13 protein-coding genes are annotated in these 14,313 nt (G+C 65.9%); 4 read left to right on the top strand and 9 right to left on the bottom strand.

Features of this window, described 5'->3' with window-relative positions; genetic code table 11:
- Positions 1-8 precede the first annotated feature (8 nt).
- On the bottom strand, positions 9-785 hold the full coding sequence (locus tag AC3G7M_RS08745) for a triose-phosphate isomerase family protein (protein WP_489215696.1): 777 nt from the start codon (positions 783-785) through the stop codon (positions 9-11).
- A 104-nt stretch (positions 786-889) separates the two neighbouring features.
- On the opposite strand from AC3G7M_RS08745, the gene AC3G7M_RS08740 reads away from it, so the two are divergent.
- From AC3G7M_RS08740 to AC3G7M_RS08730, 3 genes are read left to right on the top strand one after another with little or no spacing between them, the layout of a single operon-like run.
- Entirely contained in the window at positions 890-2,083 is a 1,194-nt protein-coding gene (locus AC3G7M_RS08740; RefSeq protein ID WP_489215694.1) for a BaiN/RdsA family NAD(P)/FAD-dependent oxidoreductase, read from the top strand.
- Between the two features lie 37 nt (positions 2,084-2,120).
- Positions 2,121-3,623, top strand: a complete 1,503-nt coding sequence (locus AC3G7M_RS08735) for a helicase HerA domain-containing protein (RefSeq protein WP_489215692.1) — start codon at positions 2,121-2,123, stop codon at positions 3,621-3,623.
- 35 nt (positions 3,624-3,658) lie between these two features.
- A complete protein-coding gene (locus tag AC3G7M_RS08730; protein ID WP_489215691.1) occupies positions 3,659-4,672 on the top strand; it encodes a zinc-dependent alcohol dehydrogenase family protein in 1,014 nt (337 codons plus the stop codon).
- Between the two features lie 31 nt (positions 4,673-4,703).
- On the opposite strand, the gene AC3G7M_RS08725 is transcribed toward AC3G7M_RS08730, so the two are convergent.
- Genes AC3G7M_RS08725 through AC3G7M_RS08715 form a run of 3 tightly spaced genes read right to left on the bottom strand, consistent with a single transcriptional unit; the run spans position 4,704 to position 7,366 of the window.
- Positions 4,704-6,035, bottom strand: coding sequence for an ATP-binding protein (locus AC3G7M_RS08725; protein ID WP_489215689.1), 1,332 nt, complete (start codon positions 6,033-6,035; stop codon positions 4,704-4,706).
- Between the two features lie 44 nt (positions 6,036-6,079).
- Complete coding sequence (locus AC3G7M_RS08720; protein ID WP_489215688.1) at positions 6,080-6,814, bottom strand: response regulator; 735 nt, start codon at positions 6,812-6,814, stop codon at positions 6,080-6,082.
- Positions 6,815-6,823: 9 nt separating this feature from the next.
- Positions 6,824-7,366 (bottom strand): MarR family winged helix-turn-helix transcriptional regulator, encoded by a 543-nt coding sequence (locus AC3G7M_RS08715; protein WP_489215687.1) that lies wholly within the window; start codon positions 7,364-7,366, stop codon positions 6,824-6,826.
- A 291-nt stretch (positions 7,367-7,657) separates the two neighbouring features.
- On the opposite strand from AC3G7M_RS08715, the gene AC3G7M_RS08710 reads away from it, so the two are divergent.
- Positions 7,658-9,982: an FdhF/YdeP family oxidoreductase gene (locus AC3G7M_RS08710; RefSeq protein WP_489215685.1), complete on the top strand. Its 2,325-nt coding sequence runs from the start codon at positions 7,658-7,660 to the stop codon at positions 9,980-9,982.
- On the opposite strand, the gene AC3G7M_RS08705 is transcribed toward AC3G7M_RS08710, so the two are convergent.
- The 5 genes from AC3G7M_RS08705 to argB form a co-directional block, all read right to left on the bottom strand.
- Entirely contained in the window at positions 9,934-10,878 is a 945-nt protein-coding gene (locus AC3G7M_RS08705; protein ID WP_489215683.1) for a YihY/virulence factor BrkB family protein, read from the bottom strand. The genes AC3G7M_RS08710 and AC3G7M_RS08705 overlap by 49 nt on opposite strands.
- Before the next feature lie 202 nt (positions 10,879-11,080).
- The gene (locus AC3G7M_RS08700) at positions 11,081-11,683 is read right to left on the bottom strand and encodes a TetR family transcriptional regulator (RefSeq protein ID WP_489215682.1); all 603 of its coding nucleotides are present in this window, start codon (positions 11,681-11,683) and stop codon (positions 11,081-11,083) included.
- Between the two features lie 121 nt (positions 11,684-11,804).
- On the bottom strand, positions 11,805-12,497 hold the full coding sequence (locus AC3G7M_RS08695) for a hypothetical protein (RefSeq protein ID WP_489215680.1): 693 nt from the start codon (positions 12,495-12,497) through the stop codon (positions 11,805-11,807).
- Positions 12,498-12,612: 115 nt separating this feature from the next.
- Entirely contained in the window at positions 12,613-13,317 is a 705-nt protein-coding gene (locus AC3G7M_RS08690) for a hypothetical protein (protein WP_489215678.1), read from the bottom strand.
- A 35-nt stretch (positions 13,318-13,352) separates the two neighbouring features.
- Positions 13,353-14,255, bottom strand: a complete 903-nt coding sequence (gene argB, locus AC3G7M_RS08685; protein ID WP_489215677.1) for an acetylglutamate kinase — start codon at positions 14,253-14,255, stop codon at positions 13,353-13,355.
- Positions 14,256-14,313: the final 58 nt, after the last annotated feature.

Here is a 14,313-nt window from a genome sequence, read left to right as displayed (position 1 = left end):
CGCTATTATCAGCCGAGCTTGGCATCCGCCACGATCTGCACCATGGCGGCGAAGCCTTCGGGCGTCCAGGCAGCGCGGCCGATGAAAAGACCGTCGACATTGGGCAGGGCGATAAGACCAGCGCCATTGGCGGGGGAGACGGAGCCGCCATAGATGATGCGGGTGGCCTCGGCCGTCGCATCACCCCAGATATCGGCCAGCAGGGCACGCAGAGCGGCATGGCGCTCCGCCACGTAATCCGGCGGCGCGGCATCGGCCTGGCCGATGGCCCAGCGCGGTTCATAGGCGAGCACGACACCCGGGATGGAGGCTGCCGTCTGGCCGGCCAGCGCCGTCGTGACCTGATAGCGCAGCGTCTCATCCGAGGTGCCGTTTCGCTTATCCTCGGCGCTTTCACCGAGGCAGAGAATCGGCGTGAGGCCTGCCGACAGGGCGGCATCGACCTTCAGCCGGACAAGCTCGTAGGTCTCGCCGAAATGCTGGAGGCGCTCGGAATGGGCGAGTTCGGCATAGCGGCAGCCGACTTCCTTCAGCATCGGCGCGGAGACTTCCCCGGTCCAGGAACCCGACTCGTCCCAGTGAATGTTCTGACCGCCGATTGCGACCGGGGAGCCGGCGAAGCCCGCGGCGGCAGCCGACAGCGAGACGAAGGGCGGCAGGACAAAGATATCCAGCCCGTCCGTGCGTTGGCCGGCCAGGAGCGCGCGCAGCCGCGCCGCATAGGTCAGGGCGGCGGCCGGGCCGTGGTTCATCTTCCAGCCGGTACCAACCAGGGGTTTACGCATCTTGGCCTCTCTGTCGTCTATGCACGGATGATGTCTTTCGATCCGCGTCCTGTTGCCCGTAAGCCCGCCCACCGATATCGCCGCCACGCGGGATTGGACAGGTCATGATTGCCGTCATCGGGGCCGGACCGGCCGGGCTGATGGCCGCCGAAATTCTCGCCCAAGCCGGCGCGGCGGTGACAGTCTTTGACCAGATGCCCTCGGTCGGGCGCAAATTCCTGATGGCGGGACGCGGCGGCCTCAATCTCACCCATAGCGAGACGCTGGACCGATTCGTGACGCGCTATGGGAGGGAGGTCTCGCCCCAGTTGAGCCAAGCCGTCCAGAGCTTTCCGCCGGAGGCTTTGCGGGCCTGGGCGGAGGGGCTGGGCCAGACGCTGTTCGTGGGATCGAGCGGACGGGTATTTCCGAAGGCGATGAAGGCGAGCCCGCTGCTGCGAGCCTGGCTGCTGCGGCTGACCGCGCTGGGCGTGACCTTCAGGCTCCGCCAGCGCTGGATGGGTTTCGACTCCGACGGCGCCCTGATGTTCGAGGGTGCGGCACCGGTCCAGGCTGAAGGCGTGCTGCTGGCGCTGGGTGGGGCGTCCTGGCCGAAGCTTGGCAGCGATGGTGACTGGGTGTCCTATCTCGCCGAACAGGGTATCCAGATCACGCCCTTCCGACCCGCCAATGCGGGTCTGCGCATCAATTGGACCGGGCATTTCCAAGAGAAATTTGCGGGCACACCGCTGAAGTCGGTCGCAATGCGCTGGCAGGATCGGCTCTCCAGAGGCGATGGTATAATCAGCACATATGGTATGGAGGGCGGGCTCGTCTATCCCTTGTCCAGTGCCATCGCGACCGCCACTGCAGAAGGGCAGGCCAGCACGGTCACGCTCGACCTGCGGCCCGATATGACGGAGGCGGAAATCACTGGGCGGCTTCGGGGTCTCCGCCCGAGCGACAGTCTCTCGAGCGGTTTAAAGCGGAGCGTGGCCCTGGCGCCCGTGGCGATCAACCTGCTGAGGGAGGTGAGCCGGGACCTGCCGCGCGATCCGGGGGCGCTGGCGAAGCTGATCAAAAACCTGCCGTTGAGCGTGGCCGGCACCGAAGGGTTGGGCCGCGCCATCTCCTCAGCCGGCGGGGTGAGCTGGGACGAGATCGACGCGCATTTCATGCTGCAGCGGATGCCGGGTGTCTTCGTGGCCGGCGAAATGCTGGACTGGGACGCGCCCACGGGCGGCTATCTGCTGCAAGCGAGCATCGCCACCGGCGTCGCCGCAGCGCAGGGTCTGCTCGACTGGCGCCAGCGAGGTTGATATCCCCTGCCCTCGCAAGGAAGGTTCGACTCCAATCATGACGATCGCGATCGAGATGGGGCAGACGATGGCCAGCGCCCCAGCGACGCTGGACCTGGAAGAGCTGCTGGCGACGCGGCTGCTGGTTCAGGGCAATTCCGGCTCTGGCAAATCCCATCTTCTGCGCCGGCTGATGGAACAGAGCGCGCCCTGGGTGCAGCAGGCGGTGATCGACCCCGAGGGCGATTTCGTGACCCTGGCCGACCGGTTCGGCCATCTGGTGATCGACGCCGAAGCTCATACCGAACAGGGCCTGCAGCTGGCCGGCGAGCGCGCGCGCATGCATCGCGTCTCGACCGTACTGAACCTGGAAGGGCTGGATGCCGAGAACCAGATGCGTCGGGCTGCCGCCTTTCTGGGTGGATTGTTCGAGGTATCACGCGACCATTGGTATCCGATGCTGGTGGTGGTGGACGAGGCGCAGCTTTTCGCGCCGGCCATTGCCGGCGAAGTCTCAGACGAGGCGCGCAAACTCTCCCTCGGCGCCATGACCAACCTCATGTGCCGCGGCCGCAAGCGCGGTCTGGCCGGTATCATCGCGACCCAGCGTCTGGCCAAGCTTGCCAAGAATGTCGCGGCTGAGGCGTCCAACTTTCTGATGGGCCGCACCTTCCTGGATATCGACATGGCGCGCGCCGCAGATCTGCTCGGCATGGAGCGGCGCCAAGCGGAGGCGTTCCGCGATCTGGAGCGCGGCCATTTCATAGCGCTGGGCCCGGCCATGTCACGGCGGCCGTTGGGCTTGCGGATTGGCCCGACGGAGACCGCGCCGCGTAATGCGACGCCGCGGCTGCTGCCCATGCCCCAGGCCAGCCTGGAGGACGCGGCATCCGTCATTCTGGCCGCACCGCCGCCGGAGGCCATGCGCCCTGCCCGCCGGCCGCCGGCGCCCCCCTCGCCCGATCTGCTCAGCCAGCTGATGGCGGCGAAGCCCGCCGCCGCCGAACCGCAGCGGGACCTGGACCTGATCCCGCCTTCGGCCGAGGAGGTGGCCGAACGCCGGGCGCGGCTGGACCGTATTCTGCGCGCCATTCTGGCGGACCCCGAGGCCGGGTTCCGCGCCATCGGCGTGCTGTACCAGGACTTTCTCGTTCGCTGCCGGATCGAGGGACTTGGCGCCAATGCCCCTGACCTTTCGGCCTTCCGACGCATGCTGACCCATGCGCGCGCGGGCCTTTCCGCCGAAATGGCCGAGGACGCGGTCTGGCAGGATGTCTTGGCCCGTGCTGCGATCCTGCCCGAGGATATGCAGGGCATTTTCATGATGATCGCGGGGGCGGCCCGTGCGGGCGCGCCCTGCCCCGGCGACCCGGCCCTCGCCCGCGCCTACGGCACCCGGTCCCTGGGTCGCGCGCGGCGACTTCTGACCTATATGGAGGAGCAGGGGCTGATCGTCTGCCAGACGGATGGCGCCGGACGGCGCATCGTCACGCTGGTGGAACTGGCCTGGGCGACGGCCCCGGGCGACCCTAATGCCGAAGAGGCCCTGGCCCTGAATTGACCGCGGGCTAGCCCCGCACGAAAGGCGAAGCGCAGATGCAAGCAGCCATTCTCCATAAGCCTGGCGGTTTCGACCGCATCGCGATCATCGACCGCCCGGACCCTGGCCCGCCAGGGCCTGGCGAAATCCGGGTCGCGCTACATGCGACCTCGCTCAACTTCCACGACCTGCTGGTCGCCAAAGGTGTCATCGAAACGGAAGACGGCCGCCAGCTCATGTCCGACGGCGCCGGCGTGGTGGAGGCCGTGGGCGCGGGCGTGCAGGAATTCGCGCCGGGCGATCACGTCGTGTCCGGTTTCTTTCCGCAATGGCTGGATGGTGCCGCGCGCAAATCGGTCGGGAATTTCCGCCTCACGCCAGGCGACGGCGCAGACGGGTTTGCGGCCGAGGTTGCGGTGCGGCCGGCGGCAGGCTTCACCCATGCCCCCAAAGGCTGGACGCATGCGGAAGCGGCGACCCTGACAACGGCAGGGCTGACCGCCTGGCGCGCTCTGGTGGGTGACGGCGGGCTGAAGGCCGGCGAGACAATCCTGGTACTGGGCACTGGCGGCGTGTCCATCGCCGCGCTGCAGATCGGCCGCATGATGGGTGCGCGCGTCATCGTCACCTCCTCCTCCGACGAAAAGCTTGCAAAGGCGCGGGCGCTGGGTGCGGATGCCACGATCAATTACCGCCTGCAGCCGGACTGGGGTGCAGCGGTGAAGGACCTGACCGCTGGCGAAGGCGTCGATCATGTCATCGAAGTGGGTGGCCCTGGCACGCTGGCGCAATCCATCGCCGCCGTGCGCGTCGGCGGCCATATCTCGCTCATCGGCGTGCTGACGGGCGTGGAAGGCAGCGTGCCGACCGCCCTGCTGATGGCGAAGCAGGCCAGGCTGCAGGGGCTGATTGTGGGTAGCCGCCGGCAGCAGCTGGATTATGTCGCGGCGCTGGATCAGGCCGGCATCCGCCCGGTGATCGACCGGTCCTTCCCGCTCGCGAATCTGGCCGACGCCTTTCGCTATCAGGAAAGTGCCGGGCATTTCGGCAAGATCGTCGCCGAGTGGTAAGAGACGCGGGCCGCATGCGCGGCCCGTACGCTTACACCGGCAGGCGGATCGAGGCGCGCAGGCCGCCCAGAGGGCTGCGCGAGAGCACGATCTCCCCGCCATGGGCGCGGACGATATCGCGCGCGATCGTCAGGCCCAGACCATGGCCGCCGCTGGCTTCCCCACTCTCGAAAGGACGGAACACCGTTTCCAGACGGTCCGCCGGGATGCCAGGGCCATCGTCATCGACCGTCACCTCAACCATATTCGCTGAGAGATAGGCGACACCGACCGCAACATGGGGCGCGTGGCGCCGGGCATTATCGACGAGATTGGCGATCGCCCGGCGGATCGCGTCTGGGCGCAGCAGCAGCACCAGATCGGGCGTGCCATGGAGCGTAATACGGGCGCCGGACCGTCGCGCCCCCGTCACCACCTCTTCCAGCAAGGCCGAGAGATTGGTGATCTCGGTCTTCTCCTCGCCCTCTCCGCGGGCAAAGGCGAGATAGCCGCTGATCATGCGTTCCATCTCCTCCACGTCGGTTGTCATATCCGCGATATCGGGCTGCAGCTCGGGCGTTTTGGGCAGCATTGCGAGGGTGAGCCGAAGCCGCGTCAGCGGCGTTCGCAGATCGTGCGAGACGCCCGCGAGCATGTCCGTGCGCTGGGCGAGGAAGCGCATGATGCGCTCCTGCATGCGGTTGAAGGCGATGGCGGCACGCCGGACTTCCCGCGCGCCTTCCGGCCGGATGGGTCCGCGATCCCGACCCATGCCGAAGGATTCCGCGGCGCGCGCCAGGCGGCGGATGCCGCGCACCTGAATGCGCAGAAAAAGGCTCGCGACCACGACCAGCAGCACGGAGGTGCCGAAGACCCAGGCCGCGTACATGAGCAGCGAACCGGCCCAAAGGCGTTTCCGCGGCACATCGACATGCACCACGCCGCCTTGCTGCTGCACGCTGATGATGACGAAATCCGGGTTCGACACCCAGTCGGCGGTGAAAGGCTTGGCAAGATGCTGGCGCAGCGCGGTGCTGAGATCGTCATCCATCGGCCCGAAGACATTGACGCTCTTGCGCTGCTCCAGACGGGCGCCGGGGTCGAAAGCCATGCTGAGCTGAAACTGCTTCTGCATCTCATGCATGATGTGCCATTGGCTGGCGGGATCGGGGTTGCTGTCGAGCTGATCCAGCGTGAAGGCGATTTCGCCCGCGATGCTGAAGGCAAAGCGGCGGGAAATGATGCTGAGATGGCTGCCGTAGAAGACTTGCAGCATGACTGCTTCCAGCAGCAGTACCGGCAGCAGGATGATCAGAAGGCTGCGCGCAAACAGGCCGCGCGGCAGGAATTTGCGAAACAGGCGCTCGGCCGATGCCATGGCCATGGTTCAGGCAGCCCCGCTCTGAGACTGGACTGGCCGCGCGGCACTCACAGGCCCGGCTTCAGCACATAGCCACGGCCGCGCACGGTATGGAGGTAGCGTGGCTCGCGACTGTCGCGCTCGATCTTGCGGCGCAGCCGCGTGACCTGAACATCGATCGCGCGCTCGCCCGGTTCTTCCATGCCCAGCGCCTCAGCGATCTCCTCCCGCGAGAGAATTTCATTCGGCTTGCGGGCAAGAGCCGTCAGCAGGGCGATTTCCCCGCCCGTCAGGCGGATGGGACCGGCGCCGTTGCGCAGCTCGCCCCGGGCGGGGTCGAACTCCGCCTCCCCCAGGCGCACGGGACCGATATCGATCGCGACATTGCCGGCGACGCCGCCTGCACGCCGCAGCAGGGCGCGCACACGCAGCACCAGCTCGTAGGGGTCAAAGGGCTTGCCGAGGTAATCGTCCGCCCCGGCCTCAAACCCGGCAATGCGGTCTTCCGGCGCGCCGCGGGCCGTCAGCAGCAGCACCGGCAGTTCCGGGTCGCCATTACGCCGCAGGTCGTCGACCAGTTCCAGCCCGGTTTCGCCCGGCATGCTGACGTCGAGCACCATCAGATCCGGGCGCAGAGACCGCAGGCTGGCGCGCGCCTGGGCCGCATCCGCCGCCGCCGTCACGCGGAAGCCGTGGTCGGTCAGATAACGTGCCAGCAGGCGGCGCAAACGCTCATCATCGTCGACGACCAAAATATGGGCGTCCAAAGTGCCGTCAGCCGGGGTGGTGGCGTTGCCGCTCATGGATGGTCCTCAGGCAGATCGGGAACGCAGCTCTCGTGCTGCGGCTTCCATCGCGGCAAGATGGGCCTGGCCTGTCTCATCCGTCAAAGCCCGCAGCACGCGGCGAAAGCCCTCGACCGCAGTACTGCCGGCCTCGCGATAGGCGCGCAGCAGCAGATCGCGCTGACGCTCAAACAGCTGACGCTCCAGCGCTGCCCCCTTCGGGGTCAGGCTGAGCAGGCGCTGACGGCGATCCACCCGGCCGGGTGCCTGGGTGACATAACCTTCCTCGATCAGCGTCGTCAGCACGCGCGACAGGCTTTGCTTGGTAATGTCGAGGATGGAGAGCAGATCAGAGACGCTCATGCCCGGCATCCGCCCGATGAAATGCAAGGCGCGGTGGTGGGCACGGCCCAGGCCGAGCTTCTCCAGCAGCTCATCCGCCGCATGGGTGAAATCGCGGTAGGCGAAGAAGAGCATGTCCTGCGCGAGACGGAGTTCATCCTCGCGCAGAAAGAGCAGGCCCGCGCCTGCATTGGATGGAGACTGAGCGCTGGGGGGCATCGCTGACATGGCGGCAGTTTAAGGCAGCTCCATTGACTTAACAAGAATTCACACCGGACCTGCACTCCGGTTCACGCAATAATATTTTATAAACTGCCTGAAACTCCTGTCATTTCTTTCGATGACCGCCACAGCATGATTTGGTGCTTCGGCGCCATGCGCGTCACACCGGGTAGGGTCACTGCGGCCCTCTTGCAGGAGGATGGGGCCACGGTCCAGATATCGCCGGAGCTGGTCGCACACCGCGCGACCTCGGCAGGCGTCGCCCATGAGACGCAACTCAGCGATCAGGAGCACTGGATGAGCGAGACCGACATCGTCAAAGGTTCGTCCGAGGGCATTCATCCCTATGACGGTCCGGCCGGCGGCTGGGGCGCGCTGCGCGCCGTCGCGAAAGCGCTGCGCGAGCAGATGGATACGGTCTCGGGCGGCAAGCTGCTGCTGCGCAACAACCAGCCCAAGGGGTTCGATTGCCCGGGCTGTGCCTGGCCTGACCCGAAACACACCTCAACCTTTGAATTCTGTGAAAACGGCGCCAAGGCCGTCTCCTGGGAAGCGACCAAGAAGCGCGCGACGCCCACGATCTTTGCCCAGCACAAGGTCCGCGATCTGCTGACCTGGTCAGACCGGGACATCGAGAATCTCGGCCGGCTGACCCATCCGATGGCCTATGACCGGTCCAGCGATACCTATGTCGCAATCAGCTGGGAGCAGGCTTTCGCCAAGATTGCGGCTGTGCTCAACGCGCTGCCCGACCCGAATATGGCCGAGTTCTATACCTCGGGCCGCGCCTCCAATGAGGCGGCGTTCCTGTATCAGCTTTTCGTGCGTGCCTATGGCACCAACAACTTTCCCGATTGCTCGAACATGTGCCACGAGGCGACGAGCGTGGGGCTGCCGCAATCCATCGGCATCGGCAAAGGCACCGTCAGCCTGGAAGATTTCGACCATGCCGACGCCATCTTTTCGATCGGCCACAACCCCGGCACCAACCATCCGCGCATGATGACGACGCTGCGTGACGCCGCGAAACGCGGCGCGCCGATCGTCGTCTTCAATCCGCTCAAAGAGCGCGCCCTGGAGCGCTTCGCCGCACCGCAGGACCCCGTGGAAATGGCGACCTTCTCAGCTACCCCGATCGCCAGCGCCTATTACCAGCTCAAGGTCGGCGGCGATGCCGCGGCGCTGAAGGGCATCATGAAGGCGGTGTTGGCCATGGACGCCGCCGATATCGCGACCGGCGGACCGGGCGTGCTGGACCGCGCCTTCATCGCCGAACACACAAACGGATTCGAGGCCCTGAAGGCTGATCTGCTTGCAACCGAGTGGCGCGATATCGAAACCGTCTCAGGCCTGACGCGCTCGGCCCTGGAAGAGGCCGGCCGGGTCTATGCGACCGCCAAATCCGTGATCGTCTGCTACGGCATGGGCGTGACGCAGCATCGCCGCGGCACCGAAAACGTTCAGCAGATTGCCAATCTCCTCCTGCTGCGGGGCAATTTCGGGCGGCCGGGGGCGGGCATCTGCCCCCTGCGCGGCCATTCCAATGTGCAGGGCGACCGCACCGTCGGCATCGACGAAAAAGCCCCGGCGGCGCTGCGCGCCGGCATCAAGCGGGTCTTCGGCTTCGATCCGCCGGCGGCGAAGGGCCATGATGCGGTGGAAGCCATCACGGCGATTGCGGAAGGCCATTCCAAGGTTCTGGTGGCGCTCGGCGGCAATTTGGCCGTCGCCATGTCCGACCCCATCACCAGCTTCGCCGCCATGCGCAAGCTGGACCTCGCGGTCCATATCGCGACCAAGCCAAACCGCTCTCACCTGCTGGTGGGCCAGGAGAGCATCCTCCTGCCCTGCCTGGGTCGCACGGAACTGGATATGCAGGCCGAGGGCGCGCAATCCGTGACGGTCGAGGACAGCATGTCGATGGTCCATGCATCCACGGGACGGTTGCCGCCGCCCTCGCCCGAGGTTCGCTCGGAGCCCGCCATTGTGGCCGGGATGGCGAAGGCCGTGCTGGGCGACCGCTACGGCATCGACTGGGACGGCATGATCGGCCATTACGACCGCATCCGCGAGGCGATCGAAGGCGTGTTTCCGGCTTTCCAGGACTATAACATGCGTATCAAGGAGCCGGGCGGCTTCCGCTTGCCCCTGGCACCGACCGAGCGCAAATGGCTGACGCCGTCAGGCAAGGCAGAGTTCCTGCTCTTCCCTGGCATTCAGGAAGATCCGCGCCTTGCGGACCCGGCGGTGCTGACACTGACGACGCTGCGCAGCCACGACCAGTACAACACGACTATCTATGGCCTGGACGATCGCTATCGCGGCATTTTCGGCCGCCGCGACGTCGTTTTCCTCAATGCCGATGATCTGGCAGCACAAGGCCTGCAGGCGGGCGATCTGGTGGATGTTGAAGCCGTGCCGGAGCCAGGAGGGGCACCCTATCCGGGCGCCGTGCTCCAGCGCTTGACGGTCGTCGCTTATGATATTCCGCGGGGTTCGGCCGGCGCCTACTACCCGGAGGCCAATGTTCTGGTGCCGATTTCCCATGTCGACGCGCATAGCGGCACGCCGGGCTATAAATCGGTGCCGGTGCGGGTGACGCCCGTGACGCGCGCCGCCTGATCGCCACTCGCCGGAGGAGCCGCGGCTGCGGCTCCGGCGCTAGGCACCGCAGCAGCCGGCGCTGCGCTCCAGGCCCCGAAGGCACGGCGCACCTCGGCCTGACTGCCATGCCGATTGGCATAGACCTGGGTGAATTCCGCACCGAGCAGGAAAATCTGCGCCGAATAATAGACCCAGAGCAGCAGGATCACGAGGGCGCCGGCCGCGCCATAGGAGGAGGCGACGTGGCTGCTGCCGATATAGAGGGCGATCGCGGCCTTGCCGACCGTGTAGAGCACGGCTGTGAAAGCGGAGCCGATCAGCACGTCGCGCCAATAAAGCTTCTTGTCCGGCAGCACCTTGTAGACGGCCGCGAAGAGCACCGTCGTGAAGACAAAAGAGACGCCGATATTGACGAGCGGAAGCAAGACGCCTGCCCCCGGCACCACCTGATTGATGCGCCGCCAGGCAGCGGCAATGGCCGCGCTGATGGCAAGAGAGACGAGCAGAAGAAAGCCAAGCGTGACAACCAGGCCCAGGCTTTGGGCGCGCGCTTTGATGATGCCCGAGACCGAGCCCAGCGCTGACGAATCGGTCTTCCAGATCGCGTTCAGCGAGCTTTGCAGCTCTCCAAAAACGCCGCTCGCGGTGACCAGCAGCATAACGATGGAAAAGATCGTTGCGATGACGCCGGTGCGGCGATTGGCGGCGCTCTGGATCATCGACTGCACCAGGCCCGCAGCATCCGCCCCCAGCATGCCATGGAGCTTGGAGAAGATCAGGCCACGCGCCGCGTCATCCCCGAAGACGAATCCGGCGATTGCGATGACGACGACCAGGATCGGCGCGAGGGAAAAGATGGTGAAATACGAGATCGCTGCCCCCCGGCTGAGGCAATTGTCGGCGATGAAACCCATCACCGTGTCCTTGGTCATCTGCCAGGCGGACCAGTGCCCGATCCTGCCGACCATCCTTGCCGCAAACCCCATCCGCATTCCCCGGCCACAAGTTTTGTAAGCGAGATGATGGGCGTGGACGCCAGATCAAGTCATCGGAGGCAAGATGGCGACCGGATGTCGCTTAATCATCAAGGTTTGACCGATTGGCGATTTGACCGGGTCACTTGACCGGCAGGATGACGCTGAGGAAGCGGCGGCAGGCGGTCCGCGCCGCCGGCCGGTCAAAGCGGGCGTCGAGGAACAGGATATCCTGCCAATACCGATCCAGCAGGCCCGCGAAGGCGCGCGCGAGCACATCGGCATCCGCAGCACCGAGGCCGAGCTGCACGAAGCGGCCGCGGATGGCGTCCATATAGAGAGCGTCGCGATCACCGCAGATTTCCGTATAGGAGGCCCGCCAGGGCGCCTCTGCCTGGAAGGCGAACCAGACTGCGACATGGGCCGCGTCCGACACGGCCGGATCGAAATTATGGTCGATGATGGCGGCAAGCCCGGCCCGCGCGTTATCTCCGGTATCCGCGAGAGCGGCTTCCAGCCCCTGGGCGAATTCCTCCGACAGCGTGCGCAGGGTCTCCACCAGCAGCGCTTCTTTGGTATCGAAATGGTGATTGACGATCCCGGCCGTCAGCCCGGCCTCAGCCGCGACCTTGGCGAGAGTCGTGCCGGCCAGACCGTGGCGCGCGATGACGATGACAGCCGCTTCCACCAGATCGCGTCGGCGGGCGGCACGCGTGCCGCGCTCGCCCCGATGAGCCAATTCCAACACGTTATTCCCCCCGCAGCCGGCGGGAGGGTGGAATAGTCAGCAGATCACCGCAAGAGCTTCGCGCACCGCCCGATTGCATCACGAGTCGTCGCAAGGGCGACCCGTCTGTCGCTGGGATTTAGGTCTGAGAGGCCTGCGGGACGGACACGGGATGCACATCCCGCACGCGCAGCAAGGCGGGCACGGGGCTGGACGGGGAGACCGGGTTCACCGCGGGGACACCAGCCTTGGCCCCGCCGCAGCTGCCCGCACTCTGCTGGACGATATGCGGCGCCTGCCCCTGCCCACCCGACGTCATCTGAATGCTTTGCATGCAGGTGCCGCCCGTGCCGCTGGAAAAGGCGACGAAGGAATAGCTGATGCCGCCGGGGCCACTCGGGGCGCCGATCGTAGCGGCCGGGACCATAGCGCCGCCCGGCAGTGGCGGCATCGCCATGATCTGTACCGCCTGCATCATGGCCGCGGCCTGCTGGTTCAGCATCGCCGAAATACGGTCAAGCTGGGCAAAGGAATCGGGCGCGGCAAAGGGATTGTAGGGGGCGGACGGCACGGCCGGATTCGCCCCGCCCGCCATCATCGGCAAGGCAACCGGCATTGCACGCCCTGAGGGCGTGAGCGGTACTACGACAAGCTGCGGCTGGACGGGGCCGGAATATTCGATTCGCGCGACCTGGCCGCCGGGAAGTTGCAGGCCGAGCGTCTTCAGCCCGCTATCCCCGGCATAGGCGAGACCGGCGAGGCCGATGGCGCCTGCAGTGACGGCGCCGGCGAGGAGAAGAATGCGGCTGGGCTGCCCCAAGGGACTCTCCATGGCTTGATATCCTTTCCCCGGAGCTTAGGCACCGTCCACTATCGGCGATTTAGCGGCCAGCTAAATTTCCTGTCATGCAGCGTCAAGCTGAGACTTGGCCGCGGCCCCGCGACCCTCAGCAGGAAAGACTCGGGATCGCCTTGGTGAGGTTGGGAAAAGTCAGGCGGAGTTCGCGCAGCGCCGCCGCGTCATCTGCGTAATGACCGTGAGTCGTCAGGGTTTCGACGGGATAGAATTTCATATGCGGGCGGTTCAGGCGATAGAGCCAGACCTTGTAGCGGTGCGGGGCAACATGCGGCTCATCCCCCCAAATGAAGTCCCACACGGCTAGGCCATAGCCGCGGCGGCCACCGAGATCACCCACATAGATGCCGCCTTCAGCCTGGGTATCGAGCGTCTTGGGCGTCCACAGGCTGAGCTTGCCGCGCTCGGACCCGAAGACGATCGCCTCCAGCGCACAATCCGATCCGCCGGTCGCGGCCGCGACCGCGAGCACCGCCTTGGAGGTCTTATCCGGCCCATCCAGCACCGCGTAATGCACGGTGGGATTAAGGCTGCCGTCCGGCCCTTTGGAGATGCGGAAGAAGCTGGACTGGGTGCCACCCACGGTCGCGTTGAGCAGGACCTTGCCGTCCGGGCCGGCCAGCACGACGCTGGGCAGCGCGCCCACCGCCTTGATGGTCCGCAGCGTCACCGGTCCGATGCCGGGAAAATCGACCTCCGAATGCTCAGCCCTGGCCCCGATGGAGCCGAACATCAGCGTGACCGCAAGCCCCAGAGCCACAGCGCCGCCCACAAGATCGCATCGGAACAAACGCATGGAGATTCCCGCCCTTACCAAATGATTCGGAAGTGTTACCCGAGAATCATGGTGCCGACGCCGCCTTCCGTGAAGAGCTCCAACAAGCAAGCGTGTTCGACACGACCGTCCAGAATGGTCGCACCCTTCACGCCGCCGCGGACCGCCGCCACGCAATTCTCGACCTTCGGGATCATGCCACCGGTGATAACGCCACTCGCGATGCCGGCCTCGACCTGGGCGACTGTCAGCTCGGGCATCAATTCCTTGTTCTCATCCAGCACGCCGGGGACGTCGGTCAGCATCAGCAGGCGATGCGCCTGAAGTGCTGCGGCAATGGCGCTGGCCGCGGTATCGGCATTGATGTTGTAGGTCTGGCCGTCATCGCCGATGCCCACAGGCGCGATGACCGGGATCAACCCGGCGCCGGTCAAGGCATGGATGACCCGGATGTCGATATGAGCCGGCTCGCCGACAAAGCCGAGGTCGAGCGCGCGCTCGATATTGCTGTCAGGGTCGCGGCTGATACGCGTCAGCTTGCGTGCCCGGATGAGGCCGCCATCCTTGCCGCAGATGCCGACGGCGAGCGCACCGGCCTGGGTGATGAGCGACGTCACCTGCTTGTTGACCGAGCCGGCAAGGACCATTTCCACGACCTCGACCATCGCCTCATCCGTGACTCGCAGACCTTCGATGAAGGTCGACTGGATCTTGAGCCGGGTGAGCATGGTGTTGATCTGCGGGCCGCCGCCATGAACGATGACGGGATTGATGCCGACCTGCTTGAGGGCCGCGATATCTCGGCCGAAGCTGGCCGCGAGCTTGTCGTCACCCATGGCGTGACCGCCGTATTTCACGACGATGGTGGCGCCGGCATAACGGCGGAGATAGGGGAGCGCGCGCGCGACGGTGGAGGCCTGTTCGGCCGCAAGCCGGTAGCGTTCGGAAGCGAAGCTCATCCCCTGATCCTTTCAGCATCCCTACGCGGCCTCGTCAGCCGCGGACGGTCATCCCGGC

Source organism: Acidisoma sibiricum, from assembly GCF_057837225.1.
The sequence above is the reverse complement of the archived record's forward strand: the minus strand, read 5'-3'. Positions and strand labels throughout refer to the sequence as shown.